Genomic DNA, 13,156 nt, shown 5'->3' with positions numbered 1-13,156 from the left:
CTAGACCTCCATCAGCTCCTCTTCCTTGCGGGCCACGATCTCGTCGATCTGCGCGACGTAGTTCGCGGTGACCTTGTCCAGCTCCTTCTCGGCGGCCTGGACCTCGTCCTCGCCGAAGTCGCCGTCCTTCTGGAGCTTCTTCAGCTGCTCCATGCCCTTGCGGCGGATGTTGCGGATGGCGATCTTGCCGTCCTCGCCCTTGCCCTTGGCGACCTTGACCATGTCCTTACGACGCTCCTCGGTCAGCTGCGGGATGGTGACGCGCAGGACCTGGCCGTCGTTGGTCGGGTTGACACCGAGGTCGGAGTTGCGGATGGCGTTCTCGATGTCGCCCATGACATTCATCTCGTAGGGCTTGATGAGCAGCATGCGCGGCTCCGGCACGGAGATGGTGGCCATCTGGGTGATCGGGGTGGGCACGCCGTAGTACTCGGCGATGACACCGTTGAACATAGCCGGGTTGGCACGGCCGGTACGGATCGTCGTCAGATCCTCACGGGTGTGCTCGACGGTGTGGGTCATGCGGTCCTCGGACTCGAGGAGGATCTCGTCGATCATGGGAAGCCTTTCTTAAGGTGTGTTTACCTGCATCAATCTACCAGGATGCAGGGCCGGGGCCGCTAGGACCTGACCAGCGTGCCGATCTGCTCGCCGGCGACCGCGCGGGCGATGTTGCCGTCAGTGAGCAGGTTGAACACCAGGATCGGCATGTTGTTGTCCATGCAGAGGGAGAAGGCGGTGGCGTCGGCGACCTTGAGGCCCTTCTCGATGACCTCGCGCGGGGTGATCTCCGTGTAGAGCTCGGCGTCCGGGTTGGTGCGCGGGTCGTCGGAGTAGACGCCGTCCACGCCCTTGGCCAGGAAGAGGACGTCGCAGCCGATCTCCAGGGCGCGCTGCGCGGCGGTGGTGTCGGTGGAGAAGTACGGCATGCCCATGCCGGCGCCGAAGATGACCACGCGGCCCTTCTCCAGGTGGCGGGCGGCGCGCAGCGGCAGGTAGGGCTCGGCGACCTGGGCCATGTTGATGGCGGTCTGCACACGGCAGTCGACGCCCTTCTGCTGGAGGAAGTCCTGCAGGGCCAGGCAGTTCATGACGGTGCCGAGCATGCCCATGTAGTCGGAGCGGGCGCGGTCCATGCCGCGCTGCTGCAGTTCCGCACCGCGGAAGAAGTTGCCGCCGCCGATGACCACGGCGATCTCCGCGCCGGTCTTCGCCACCTCGGCGATCTGGCGGGCGACGTTCTCGACGACGTCGGGATCGATGCCGACCTCGCCACCGCCGAACATCTCACCTCCGAGCTTCAACATGACGCGCTTGTAGCTGGTCCGTTTCGGGCTGGGGTTGGTCACCGTGTGAGCTCCTTGAGAAGGGGGCGGTTGAATCGGATCCATCCTATCCCGTGGCCATGGGACGCGAAAACCGCCGCGCCCCGAGGGGCGACGGCGGTCGTCGATGAGCGGCTTAGGCCTGGCCGACCTCGAAGCGCTTGAAGCCGGTCAGGGTGACGCCGGCGTCATCCATGAGCTGCTTCACGGTCTTCTTGGAGTCGGCGACGGAGGCCTGCTCCAGCAGGACGACGTCCTTGTAGAAGCCGTTGAGGCGACCCTCGACGATCTTCGGGATGGCCTTCTCCGGCTTGCCCTCCTCGCGGGTGATCTGCTCGGCGATGGAGCGCTCCTTCTCCACGACCTCGGCCGGAACGTCCTCGCGGGTCAGGTAGCCGGCCTTGAGGGCGGCGACCTGCATGGCGGCGGCCTTGGCGGCGGCCTCGGCCTCGGCGCCCTCACCGGTGTAGGCGACCAGGACACCAACTGCCGGCGGCAGGTCGGAGGCACGCTGGTGCAGGTACACGGCGACGTTGTCACCCTCGACGGTGGCGGCGCGACGCAGCTCGAGCTTCTCGCCGATCTTGGCGGACATCTCCTGCAGCACATCGCCGGCCGGCTTGCCGTCGACGTCAGCGGCGGCGAGCTCCTCCGGAGTGTTGGCCTTGGCGGCGGCGGCAGCCTCGGCGATCTTGGCGGCGAGCTCCTTGAACTCGGCGTTCTTGGCCACGAAGTCGGTCTCGGAGTTGACCTCCACCATGGTGTTGCCGGAGACGGCGATCAGGCCCTCGGAAGCGGAGCGCTCAGCGCGCTTGCCGACATCCTTGGCACCCTTGATGCGCAGGATCTCAACAGCCTTGTCGAAGTCACCAGCGGACTCCTCCAGGGCCTTCTTGCAGTCGAGCATGCCGGAGCCGGTGAGCTCGCGGAGCTTCTTGACGTCTGCAGCAGTGTAGTTCGCCATAGTCGGGGCGATCCTCCTCGTATCGGAACGGTTATCGACCACAGAGCGTAGTCGATGGGAAAGGCCCCCGCCGCGTACACGACCGACGGGGGCCTCAGGATTTCAGGCCTCGTGCCTGGTTTAGTTCTCGGCGCCCTCGGTGGTCTCGGCCTCGGTGGCCGGAGCCTCAGCAGCCTCGGTGGCCTCGGCGGCCTTCTCGGCGTCGGCGGCGGCCTTCTCCTGGGTGTCGCCGGCAGCTTCCTTGGAAGCGGCGAGCTGACGCTCCTCGCGGGCCTTCTTGCCCTCCTCCACGGCGGTGGAGATGACGCGGGACAGCAGGGCGGTGGAGCGGATGGCGTCATCGTTGCCCGGGACCGGCCAGTCGACGACGTCCGGGTCGCAGTTGGTGTCCAGGATGGCGACGACCGGGATGTTGAGCTTGTGGGCCTCGTTGACCGCGATGTGCTCCTTGTTGGTGTCGATCACCCAGAGAGCGGACGGGATGCGGGTCATCTCGGCGATACCACCCAGGACGCGCTCCAGCTTGGTGCGCTCGCGGGTGAGCATGAGGGTCTCCTTCTTGGTGCGACCCTCGTAGCCGTTCTCCGCTGCATCCATGGCCTGCAGCTCCTTGAGGCGGTGCAGACGCTTGGAGACGGTCTGGAAGTTGGTCAGCATGCCGCCGAGCCAACGGTGGTTGACGTACGGCATTCCGACGCGGTCGGCCTCGACCTGGACGGCCTCCTGGGCCTGCTTCTTGGTGCCGACGAACAGGATGGTGCCGCCGTGGGCGACGGTCTCCTTGACGAACTCGAACGCTGCGTCGATGTAGGTCAGGGTCTGCTGCAGGTCGATGATGTAGATGCCGTTGCGGTCGGTGAAGATGAAGCGACGCATCTTCGGGTTCCAACGACGGGTCTGGTGGCCGAAGTGGACACCGGCATCGAGAAGCTCGCGCATGGTAACGACTGCCATGTCACGCTCACTTTCTGGTAGTTTTCGGTTTTCTGTCTGACGTGCAGGTTTTTGTCCTGCACCCTAGCGACGAGGCCGGCCGCCGACACCCGGATACCCGGGACCGTGTCAACGTCGGTCTTCCCCGCCGCGCGTAGTCAGCGCACGCCTTTCGGGCACACTGCTGGCGCCTACTTTAGCCCCCTGGCCTGCGAACACCAAACCGGGACACGGAGTTGTCCACAGGTTCGTCACATCCGCCCCATCATCCACAGGTCCCCCGCTTATCGACGCCCCGCCCCTCCCCGTCGCCCCTACCGTCGCGGGTATGCGGTGGATTGTCGTTGTACTTGTGTTCCTGCTGGTGGCTGCGCCGGGGGTGGCGGGGGTCGCACACGCCTACGTCTCCCCGACCGGCTCCGTCCACGTCCTGCGCGCCTTCGATCGGCCCGCGCACAACTGGTTGCCCGGCCACCGCGGCGTCGACCTGGCACTGCCGGTGGGAGGTTCGGTGGTGGCGGCCGGGGACGGGGTGGTCGCCTTCGCGGGCGTGGTGGCCGGCACCCCGACGGTGTCGGTGGACCACGCCAACGGGTTGCGCACCACGTACCAGCCCGTCCACGCGCGGGTGGCAAGGGGCGAGGAGGTACGCGAAGGGCAGATGCTCGGCATCCTGGGACACCCCGTGGACGGCTGGCCGGGGTTGCACTGGGGCGCGCGGCGGGGCCCGGACGACTACGTCAACCCGCTGGGGCTGCTCGACGCGCCGGTGATCCGTTTGAAGCCGAATCCGTAGATCACGCCCGCGGGTGTGCCTGCTTGAACACGTCCTTGAGCCGCTCGGCGGAGACGTGGGTGTAGATCTGCGTGGTCTGCAGGGAGGAGTGGCCGAGCATCTCCTGCACGACGCGGAGATCGGCACCCCCCTCGAGCAGGTGGGTGGCGGCCGTGTGGCGCAGGCCGTGCGGGGTGATGCGCTGGCCGGTGACCTGCCCGGCCTTCTCCACCACGCGGCGGACCTGGCGGGGGTCGATGCGCCCGCCGCGCACGCCGACGAACAGGGCCGGGGTGTCCCTCGCCAGCTCTCCACGGCCGCGCGCGAGCCACTCGGTGACGGCGTCGGCGGCGGCCTCCCCGAAGGGCACGACGCGCTCCTTGTCGCCCTTGCCCAGCACCCGGACCGTTCGGCGGGTCATGTCCAGGTCCTTGACATTCATGCCGGACAGTTCGGAGACGCGCACCCCGGTGGCGTAGAGCAGCTCGAGCATCGCGGAGTCACGGAGGAACTCCACCTCGTCCGCGGAGGCCGCGTTACCGACGAACTCCCCCGCCTTCTCCACGCCGAGCACCTCGGGCAGCGGCCGGTTGACCTTCGGGGAGACCAGCCGGGCGGCGACGTCGGACTGCAGGTGTCCCTGCCGCAGGGCCCACGTCGAGAAGCTGCGGGCGGAGGCGGTGCGGCGGGCGATCGTCGCCCGGGACCGGCCCTCCCGGACCGCCGTCGCCAGCCAGGCGCGGAGGGCGGGCAGGGTGAAGGCGGCGAAGGTCGGCACGCTCTCGGCCAGCGAGAGCAGGTCGGAGCGGTAGCCGCGGACGGTGGCCTCGGAGCGGCCGAGCACCAGTCGGGAGTGGTCGGCGAAATCCTCGATCGCCTCCACGAGCTGTGACTGGTGTTGCCTCATGGGGTCACAGTCTATCCGCGCGGGACCACACCGTCCCCTCCCGCGTCACCACCCCGCGTTTCGTCAGCTCGAGGAGCAGGTGCACCGTCAGCGGCAGGGGCAGGCCGGCGCCCAACGCGATGTCCTGGGCGACGGACCCGGTGGGGTCGATCGCGTCGAAGACCCGCAGCTCGTTGCGCGTCAGCGACTGCACCGGGGTGGCCGCGAAGGCCAGCTCATACTGCTCCGCGACGTCGAGTGCTCCGGCGGCACCCAGCAGCGCCCGGATGTCGTCGGACCCCGTGACCAGCTGGGCGCGGCCCTCCTTGATGCGCTCGTGGCAGCCGAGCGACCCGGCCCCGGTGATCGGACCCGGCACCGCCATGGCCACCCGGCCCAGGCCCTCGGCCCACGACAGCGTGTTGAGGGCCCCCGAGCGCCAGGCCGCCTCGACGATGACGGTACCTGCGGTGAGCGCGGCCACCAGGCGGTTGCGGGTGAGGAAGCGGTGGCGCTGCGGCGGGGTACCCGGCGGGTACTCGGTCACGCACACCCCCTGCCCGGCGATCCGGTCGAACAGCGCGGCGTTGCGTGCCGGATACGTGCGGTCGATGCCGCACGCCGCCACCGCGACCGTCAGTCCACCGGCTCCCAGGGCCGCCTCGTGCGCCACGGTGTCGACCCCGAGCGCCCCGCCGGAGACCACCGTCCACTGGTGAGACGCCAGGCCGGTGGCGATCTGCCGGGTCGCCTCGAGCCCGTAGCGGGTCGCCGCCCGCGTACCCACCACCCCGACGGACTGCGCCACCGCCGGCCGCAACGGCCCGCCCCGCACCCACAGCGCATGCGGAGGGACGGCGTCGTCCTGGTAGCTGCGCAGGTGTTCGCTGCGGCCGGTGGCGGCGAAGCCGAAGGCGACGTCGAACTCCTCGCGCGGCCATTCCGCGCATTCCGGGGTGATGAGACGCGCCCCCACCGCGGCGGCCGCCGCCAGGTCCTCCTCCGCGCGGTCCCACGTGGCACGGGCCGCGGTCTGACCGGCCAGCTCCCCCAGCCACGAGGCGCGGGACCGCACGCCGTGCGCGATCTCGGAGGCGTCCCGCCCGGCGGCCAGCAGCTGCTGCAGCGGACGCGAGGGCCCCTCGACGACCCGGTTGAGGTACGCCCAGTCCCTCATGCCCCCTCCCGCAGTTCCGCCGCCCGGTGGACGTGGTCGAGGGTCGGTTGCCCGGCCCCTTCCAGGTCCGCCAGCGTCCACGCCAGTTTCAGGGCCCTGTCGACGCCCCGCTGGGTGATGTCCCCCGTCGCCAGCAGCGACCCCAGCAGTGCCATCCCGACGTCGTCGGCCGGGTACTCGCGACGCAGCAGGTGCGGATCCGTCGCGGCGTTGACACACCCGAAGCGCGCCATCGCCCGTTCCCGCGCCGCCGTCACCCGCCCGGCGATGACCTCCGAGGACTCCTCCTCCCCCACCAGCACCCCGGCCGCCGAGGTCCGGGCCGTGATGTCCAGCCGGTCCCGCATCGGGCCGGAGAGGTTGCGCAGGTACCCGGCGCGCTCGTGTGAGCGGCAGCGGCAGCGCGCGGGGTCCTCCGCCGCGCAGCGGCACGGGTTGGCGGCGAGGACCAGCTGGAACCGGGCCGGGAACACCACCTCCCGCTGCGCGCGCAGGAGTCTGACCTCCCCGTCCTCGAGCGGGGTGCGCAGCCCGTCGAGGATGGCGGCCGGCACCTCGGAGACCTCGTCGAGAAACAGCACTCCGTGATGCGCCAGGCTCACCGCCCCCGGCCGCGCGGTGCCCGGTCCCCCGCCGAGCAGGGCGGCGCGGGTCACGGAGTGGTGCGGGTCGATGAACGGGGCCCGCCTCACCACCCTCCCGTTGCCGGCCACCGAGTGCACGGCCGTGGCCTCGAGCGACTCCGCCGGGGTGAGCGGCGGGAGGATCCCCGGCAGGCGCGCCGCGATCATCGACTTCCCCGACCCGGGCGGGCCGATGAGCAGCATGTGGTGCCCGCCCGCCGCGGCCACCTCGGCCGCGAACCGGGCCTCCCGCTGCCCGGCGAGGTCGGCGAAGTCCGGCACGGAGCACTGACCGACGTGCCCGGCTCCCCCGTCACCCACCGCCACCGGCAGCTCCCCCTCCCCGGTGGCCCAGGCCCACGCCGCGGTGAGCGAGGGGGCGGTGAGGACGGTGAGATCGTCGACGAGCGTCGCCTCGGCGGCGTTGCCCGGCGGGATGATCGCATGGGTGAAGCCATTTGTGCGGGTGGCGAGCAGGGCGGGCAGGACGCCGGGGACCTCGCGGACGGAGCCGTCGAGACCGAGCTCCCCGACCACCACCGCATCCCGCAGCCGCGGTGCCGGTGCGCCCGCCGCCAGCACGGACAGGGCCGTGGGGAGATCGAAGTGGGAGCCGGACTTGCGCAGCGACGCCGGGGACATCGACACGATGATCTTCGTCCTCGGCCACGGCAGGCGGGAGTTGGCCACGGCGGTGCGCACGCGGTCCTTCGACTCGCTCACCGCGGTGTCGCCGAGACCGACGAGGTGGATGCCGGGCAGGCCGGGGCCGATGTTCGCCTCGACGGTGACCGGGCGGGCCGTCACCCCGTCGAGGGCGACGGTGCGGGTTCTACCGAGCGCCATGTTCGACCCCCTCGTAGAACTCCACGTCGAAGCCGTGGCGGATGGTGGTGAACACGAGGACGTCGAAACGCACGCGGGCATACTCGCGGCCCTCCAACCAGCGCGCGGCCGCCCGGCGGAGACGGGCGAGCTTGCGGCCCGTGACGGCCTCCGCCCCGCCGAAGCCCCGGCCGGAACGGGTCTTGACCTCCACGAACACGATGGTGCCGTCCGGTTCCCGGCAGATGAGGTCGAGCTCGCCGACGGGATAGGAGACGTTACGGTCGAGCACCTCCGCCCCACGGCGGCGGTAGAAGGCGGCGGCCTCGGACTCCCCCCGGCGGCCGAGTCGGGTGCGACGTTTATGGGCTACTGACATGTGCTTCCCCCTGGAGTTGGTGTGGTGACCCCAGGGTGGGCGTCGAGAAGCGGGAAGAAAAGTGCGGACAAGTAGAAAAGCCCCGTTTCTGTGGATAACTCGGGTTATCCACAGGCGGGGCCGGGGGCGGACGACGCGGATCCGCGAAATGTGCTACTCGGGAAGCACCAGGTCAGGCTTGTCCAGCTCCTCAATGTTGACGTCCTTGTAGGTGATGACGCGGACGTAACGCACGAAACGGGCCGAACGGTACATGTCCCACACCCACGCGTCCGACATGCGGACCTCGTAGTAGACGTCCCGGCCGTCGGTGTGAGGGATGAGCTCCACCGCGTTGGCCAGGTAGAAACGGCGCTCGGTCTCCACGACGTAGGAGAACTGGCTGACCACGTCCCGGTACTCGCGGTACAGGGAGAGCTCCACCTCTGCCTCGTAGTTGTCGAGTTCCTCAGCGCTCACTTCTCAAACCTCCTGCATGCTCAGCCACTCGTCGTGGGCCTTCACGACGTTGGCGTAAGTGTATCGGTGCTCGGCGGTCGCACCGTGCTGCCGCACCGCAGCCATGTGCGCCTTCGTGGAGTAGCCCTTGTGCGACGCCAGGCCGTAACCGGGGTGGCGGGCGTCCATCTCCACCATGAGCCGGTCGCGGGTGACCTTGGCCAGGACGCTCGCCGCGGAGATGGAGCGCACGACGGCGTCCCCGCCGACGACGGGCAGGTGCGGGACGTCGAGCCCCGGGATGCGCCAGGCGTCGGTGAGCACGTACCCGGGGCGGACCTCCAGCTGCGCGACGGCGCGCCGCATGCCGGAGATGTTGGCGTGCTGGATGCCGCGGGCGTCGATGGCCGCGGCGGAGATGGTCACCACCGACCAGGCGAGCGCGGCGTCGATGATGAGCGGGTACAGCCTCTCCCGCCACGCGGGGGTGAGCTTCTTGGAGTCGGTGAGTTTCTCCAGGCCGTCGACCGGGCCTGCGGGGAGGATGCACGCGGCGACGGTGAGCGGCCCGCAGCAGGCGCCGCGCCCCGCCTCGTCGACGCCGGCGACGGGGCCGAGACCGCGGGCGTCGAGAAGCTCCTCCACTACTCCTGGATCGCCGGGTCGGCGACACCGCCGATGCGGTTGAACGGGAAGATGATGGCCTGGACCTTGCCGCGGATGTGATCCTCCGGGATGGTGCCCTGGTGCTCGTCGCCGATGTGCGCGCGGGAGTCGGCGGAGTTGGTGCGGTTGTCGCCCATCATGAAGTAGTTGTCCTCGGGCACGGTCAGCGGGCCGAAGTAGGGGCCGCCGCAGGCCTCGGACCCCGTGGCCGGATCGACCGGGTACGCGACCGGGGTCAGCGTGTAGGACTGGTCGACCGGCTGCCCGTCGACCATGACGGCCGGGTCACCCTCCTGACAGGACACCGTCTGCCCACCGGTGGCGATGATGCGCTTGACCAGGTCATTCTCATCCGGCGCGACGAGGCCGACGTAGGAGCCGACATTCTGCAGCGCCCGCACGACATCGTTCTGCGAACGCTGGGACACGAACCCCTGGTTCCACGAGTCCGTGCCCTTGAACACCACGACATCCCCGGCCTTCGGATCGGAGAAACGGTAGCTGACCTTGTCCACGAAGATGCGGTCACCCGTGCACCCGGCGCAGCCGTGCAGCGTCGGCTCCATCGACTGCGAGGGGATCATGTACACACGCCCGACGAACGTCTGGATGAGGAAGATCGCCAGCAGCGTCACCGCGATGACCACGGGAATCTCGATGTACCACGGTGCGGGCTTCTTCTCCTCGGCGTTGTCCGCCTCGCTTGCCGACGCCGCCGTCGACCCGGTCAGCTCCTCGGGGTTATTCTCCGCATCAGTCACGGGGACCGAGCCTAGCAGCCGGGGGCAGGCCTAGACTGGACCGACATGAAGTCCTCCCCGTTCCGCGCGCTGCTGGCCATGCTCGCCCACCACAAGGGCGCGCTCACCCTGGCGGTCGTGCTCTCCCTCGTCGGGTCGGGTCTGGGCCTGGCGCAGCCGCTGGTGATCAACCGGCTCATCTCCACCGTCGGCCAGGGTCCCATCGCGCACCTGGCGTGGATCCTCGTCGGACTGCTCGTCGTGTCGTCGGTCCTCGGCGCCTTCCAGTCCTACCTGCTCACCGTCACCGCGGAGACGGCGGTCAAGGCCACGCGCCACGACCTCATCAGCCACCTCCTGCGCCTGCCCATCGCCGTGTACGACCGCCACCGCACCGGTGATCTGGTCACCCGCCTGGGTTCCGACACCACCATCATCCGCTCCGCCTTCACCGGCGGCCTCGTCAGCGCCATCGGCGGTCTGGCCACCATGATCGGCGCGATCATCCTCATGGCCATGGTCGACGTGTTCATGCTGGGCCTGGTGCTGGCGGTCGTGACGGTCACTCTCATCGCCGTCATCGGTTCCTCGACCCTCATCCAGCGCTACACAAAACGCGCCCAGGAGGCCGTCGGTGACCTCGGCGCCGGCATGGACCGCGCACTCGTCGCCGTGCGCACCATCCGCGCCTCCGGGGCCCAGGACTCCGTCGAGACCGGTCTGCGTGCCGACGCCGACAACGCCTGGCTCCAGGGCGTGCGCATCGCCCGCGTCGCCGCGCTCATCTTCCCCGCCACCGGCCTGGCGATGCAGGGCTCCTTCCTGCTGGTCCTCGGCATCGGCGGCGCGCGCGTCGCCGCCGGCACCATCACCGTCGCCGACCTGGTCACCTTCGTCCTCTACCTGTTCATGGTGTCCATGCCCCTCGGCACGATCTTCGGTGCCATCACCACCATTCGCCAGGCCATGGGCGCCATCGAACGCATCAACCAGATCATGGACGAGGAGCCCGAGTCCGTCGACGGTTCGCCCGCCCGTCCCGCCCGCTCGGTGCGTTTCGACGACGTCTCCTTCTCCTACTCCGACGACACGCCCGTCCTCGTCGACGTCTCGGTCGACATCCCCGCCGGCACCAAGACCGCCATCGTCGGCCCCTCCGGTTCCGGAAAGTCCACCATGCTGGCCCTCATCGAGCGCTTCTACGACCCCGATTCCGGACGTCTCTACCTCGGCGACCAGGACATGGCGGGGCTGACGCGGGCGTCGGTACGCGGGATCGTCGGCTACGTCGAGCAGGAGGCCGCCGTGCTCGCCGGCACCGTCCGCGACAACCTCCTGCTCGCCACCCCCGACGCCACCGACGAGCAGTGCTGGTGGGCCCTCGAACAGGTCAACCTGCGCGAGCGCATGGAGGAGGCCGAGGGCCTCGACACCGTCCTCGGCGACCGCGGCCTCACCCTCTCCGGCGGTCAACGGCAACGCCTGGCACTCGCCCGCATGCTGCTCATGGACTCGCCCATCCTGCTTCTCGACGAGCCCACCTCCGCCGTCGACTCCCAGAACGAACAGCTCATCCTCGACGCCATCGACGCCTCCGCCGCCGACCGCACCCTCGTCGTCGTCGCCCACCGCCTCTCGACCGTCACCGACGCCGACCAGATCATCGTGCTTGACGACGGCCGCGTCGCCGGCGTCGGCACGCACGCGTCACTGATGGAGTCGAGCGAGCTCTACCGCGATCTCGCCTCCCGTCAGCTGCTGGCTTGACGGCCGCTGACGGCCCTAATCCGGCTGGCCGGTGCGGATCTGACGAGCCGCCCCATCGTAGAAACTGAACAGTTCCTGCACGGGCACGACCCGGCGGGATGCCGCGGCAATGTCCTTCCCCTCCCTGCTGAAGGGCGGCGGATACACCGACAGCCCCTGGTGAGGCGGCACGGCGGCGACCTCGTCCTCCCAGCCCGGCCAGCGGAGAGCGGCGAAGGCCGGGGCCAGATGTCCGCCGATCGCCGCAGCCACGAAATCACCGTGCCCACCTCCCAGACCATCCCAGGTCAGGGAATCAGGCCCGAAGTAACAGACCTCACCGGGGCTTACTCCCAGTCCGCCGCCATCGATGGCGAAGCGGCCGCCGAGCACGTCATAACCGACCATGAGATACGGGGGCGGGCCGGTCACCTCGTCCGGCGAGGCCAGCCCGCTGGCGGATGCCAGGTCAGGCATCCGTTCACTCCCTCCCCCGAGGATTCTGAACCACCCGTGATCCGCGAGGACGCCGCCGCTGTTGAGGGCCAACACGCCGAGAGGGGAGCCGGCTGTCACCTGCAGGTGCCGGAGGACCTCGCGGCCCTGCTCCGGGTCCACATCCAGATTCGTCGAGTCGGGATGCTGCTGGATGAGATCCCGGACGGCGGGCCACGCCGGATTCGGGACGTTGCTGAGTTCTTAACTACTGCGGGTCACCACCGCAGCTAAACCAGCTTCCCTCCGGACCGCCGGGGGACGGTGTCAGCCGAACACACACCAGTCCTCCATCCGGGAGAGCGCCTCCCGCAGCTCCGGGGTCGCCAGCAGACGGTCCTGTCCGGACGGCGGCTGCCAGTAGGCGGCATTGTCGACGACCCGGGCCACGATGTCGCGCACGACGTCGGAAGAGGGCTGCACCAACGGCACCTGCTACAGCAGCGGGAGTCACCTCGGGAGCATTCCACGATGGCACAGACGTGCCGCCGCAGGTGGTGTAGTAGCTGACCGAACCGGGCGGCTCGAAGGGGCGGCACGCGTGGAACAACGCCCCGCCGAGCGCCGCATCATCCCCGGCCAACACCACCTCGAGGAGGAACGAGCGGCCGCGGGGGCGTCGATAAGCGTCATGGGGCCGACGATACGCGCAGCTGCGGACGCGACGTCGGGTGTGCATTTGGACCTGACACTGGTCCTGCATTTCCCCAGGACGACCCCCAATCGACGCTTTAACGTCAGGTCCACCTGGACACCACGCCGGACGCCGGCAACAGAAATGGCCCCACACCTGCCGGTGCGGGGCCATCACAGTGAAGCTTAGGGGTGACGCTTAGCGCTTCTCCTTGATGCGGGCTGCCTTGCCGCGCAGCTCGCGCAGGTAGTACAGCTTCGCACGGCGGACGTCGCCGCGGCGGATGACCTCGATGGAGGCGATGTTCGGGGAGTGGACCGGGAAGGTACGCTCCACGCCGATGCCGAAGGAGACCTTGCGGATGGTGAAGGTCTCGCGGATGCCGGAGCCCTGGCGACGGATGACGACACCCTTGAACAGCTGGGTACGCTCCGTGGAGCCCTCGATGACCTTGACCTGGACGTCGAGGGTGTCACCGGCGCGGAAGGCCGGGATATCGTCGCGCAGCTGCGCGGCATCAACCTTGTCGAGAATGTTCATGCGACATGTT

Annotated in this window: 16 protein-coding genes; 2 read left to right on the top strand and 14 right to left on the bottom strand. The window is 69.4% G+C overall.

Going from position 1 to position 13,156, the window contains the following annotated elements; genetic code table 11:
• The 4 genes from frr to rpsB form a co-directional block, all read right to left on the bottom strand.
• Positions 1–558, bottom strand: coding sequence for a ribosome recycling factor (gene frr / locus B9Y70_RS02605; RefSeq protein WP_085548669.1), 558 nt, complete (start codon positions 556–558; stop codon positions 1–3).
• A 62-nt stretch (positions 559–620) separates the two neighbouring features.
• Positions 621–1,307, bottom strand: a complete 687-nt coding sequence (gene pyrH, locus B9Y70_RS02600) for a UMP kinase (protein ID WP_240309119.1) — start codon at positions 1,305–1,307, stop codon at positions 621–623.
• A 154-nt stretch (positions 1,308–1,461) separates the two neighbouring features.
• Positions 1,462–2,289 carry a translation elongation factor Ts gene (gene tsf / locus B9Y70_RS02595; protein WP_085548667.1) on the bottom strand — a complete coding sequence of 276 codons (828 nt, stop codon included), beginning with the start codon at positions 2,287–2,289 and terminating at the stop codon, positions 1,462–1,464.
• Between the two features lie 120 nt (positions 2,290–2,409).
• Positions 2,410–3,243, bottom strand: coding sequence for a 30S ribosomal protein S2 (rpsB, locus tag B9Y70_RS02590; protein WP_085548666.1), 834 nt, complete (start codon positions 3,241–3,243; stop codon positions 2,410–2,412).
• Positions 3,244–3,550: 307 nt separating this feature from the next.
• Between rpsB and B9Y70_RS02585 the strand changes: the two genes are divergently transcribed.
• Entirely contained in the window at positions 3,551–4,018 is a 468-nt protein-coding gene (locus B9Y70_RS02585; protein ID WP_085548665.1) for a M23 family metallopeptidase, read from the top strand.
• 1 nt (position 4,019) lies between these two features.
• Here the strand turns inward: B9Y70_RS02585 and B9Y70_RS02580 are convergent, their stop codons facing one another.
• The 7 genes from B9Y70_RS02580 to lepB form a co-directional block, all read right to left on the bottom strand.
• Positions 4,020–4,904 (bottom strand): tyrosine recombinase XerC, encoded by an 885-nt coding sequence (locus B9Y70_RS02580; protein ID WP_085548664.1) that lies wholly within the window; start codon positions 4,902–4,904, stop codon positions 4,020–4,022.
• A 4-nt stretch (positions 4,905–4,908) separates the two neighbouring features.
• Positions 4,909–6,060: a DNA-processing protein DprA gene (gene dprA, locus B9Y70_RS02575; protein ID WP_085548663.1), complete on the bottom strand. Its 1,152-nt coding sequence runs from the start codon at positions 6,058–6,060 to the stop codon at positions 4,909–4,911.
• Positions 6,057–7,529, bottom strand: coding sequence for a YifB family Mg chelatase-like AAA ATPase (locus B9Y70_RS02570; RefSeq protein WP_085548662.1), 1,473 nt, complete (start codon positions 7,527–7,529; stop codon positions 6,057–6,059). Before B9Y70_RS02570 ends, dprA begins: the two co-directional genes overlap by 4 nt.
• On the bottom strand, positions 7,516–7,887 hold the full coding sequence (locus tag B9Y70_RS02565; RefSeq protein ID WP_085548661.1) for a YraN family protein: 372 nt from the start codon (positions 7,885–7,887) through the stop codon (positions 7,516–7,518). Before B9Y70_RS02565 ends, B9Y70_RS02570 begins: the two co-directional genes overlap by 14 nt.
• Positions 7,888–8,040: 153 nt before the next feature.
• The gene (locus B9Y70_RS02560) at positions 8,041–8,346 is read right to left on the bottom strand and encodes a DUF2469 domain-containing protein (protein WP_085548660.1); all 306 of its coding nucleotides are present in this window, start codon (positions 8,344–8,346) and stop codon (positions 8,041–8,043) included.
• A 3-nt stretch (positions 8,347–8,349) separates the two neighbouring features.
• Positions 8,350–8,970 (bottom strand): ribonuclease HII, encoded by a 621-nt coding sequence (locus B9Y70_RS02555; RefSeq protein WP_143337474.1) that lies wholly within the window; start codon positions 8,968–8,970, stop codon positions 8,350–8,352.
• Positions 8,970–9,722: a signal peptidase I gene (lepB, locus tag B9Y70_RS02550; RefSeq protein ID WP_205410405.1), complete on the bottom strand. Its 753-nt coding sequence runs from the start codon at positions 9,720–9,722 to the stop codon at positions 8,970–8,972. Before lepB ends, B9Y70_RS02555 begins: the two co-directional genes overlap by 1 nt.
• Positions 9,723–9,797: 75 nt before the next feature.
• On the opposite strand from lepB, the gene B9Y70_RS02545 reads away from it, so the two are divergent.
• Complete coding sequence (locus B9Y70_RS02545; protein ID WP_240309097.1) at positions 9,798–11,498, top strand: ABC transporter ATP-binding protein; 1,701 nt, start codon at positions 9,798–9,800, stop codon at positions 11,496–11,498.
• Positions 11,499–11,513: 15 nt separating this feature from the next.
• On the opposite strand, the gene B9Y70_RS02540 is transcribed toward B9Y70_RS02545, so the two are convergent.
• From B9Y70_RS02540 to rplS, 3 genes are all read right to left on the bottom strand, one after another.
• Positions 11,514–12,128 carry a DUF2625 family protein gene (locus B9Y70_RS02540; RefSeq protein WP_085548657.1) on the bottom strand — a complete coding sequence of 205 codons (615 nt, stop codon included), beginning with the start codon at positions 12,126–12,128 and terminating at the stop codon, positions 11,514–11,516.
• A 111-nt stretch (positions 12,129–12,239) separates the two neighbouring features.
• A complete protein-coding gene (locus B9Y70_RS12730) occupies positions 12,240–12,398 on the bottom strand; it encodes a hypothetical protein (RefSeq protein WP_159449772.1) in 159 nt (52 codons plus the stop codon).
• A 406-nt stretch (positions 12,399–12,804) separates the two neighbouring features.
• A complete protein-coding gene (rplS, locus tag B9Y70_RS02535; RefSeq protein WP_085548656.1) occupies positions 12,805–13,146 on the bottom strand; it encodes a 50S ribosomal protein L19 in 342 nt (113 codons plus the stop codon).
• Positions 13,147–13,156: the final 10 nt, after the last annotated feature.

The organism is Corynebacterium pollutisoli (assembly GCF_900177745.1).
In the GTDB taxonomy this organism is placed as follows: domain Bacteria; phylum Actinomycetota; class Actinomycetes; order Mycobacteriales; family Mycobacteriaceae; genus Corynebacterium; species Corynebacterium pollutisoli.
Note: the sequence above shows the minus strand (reverse complement) of the source record. Positions and strands in the feature narration are given on the sequence as shown.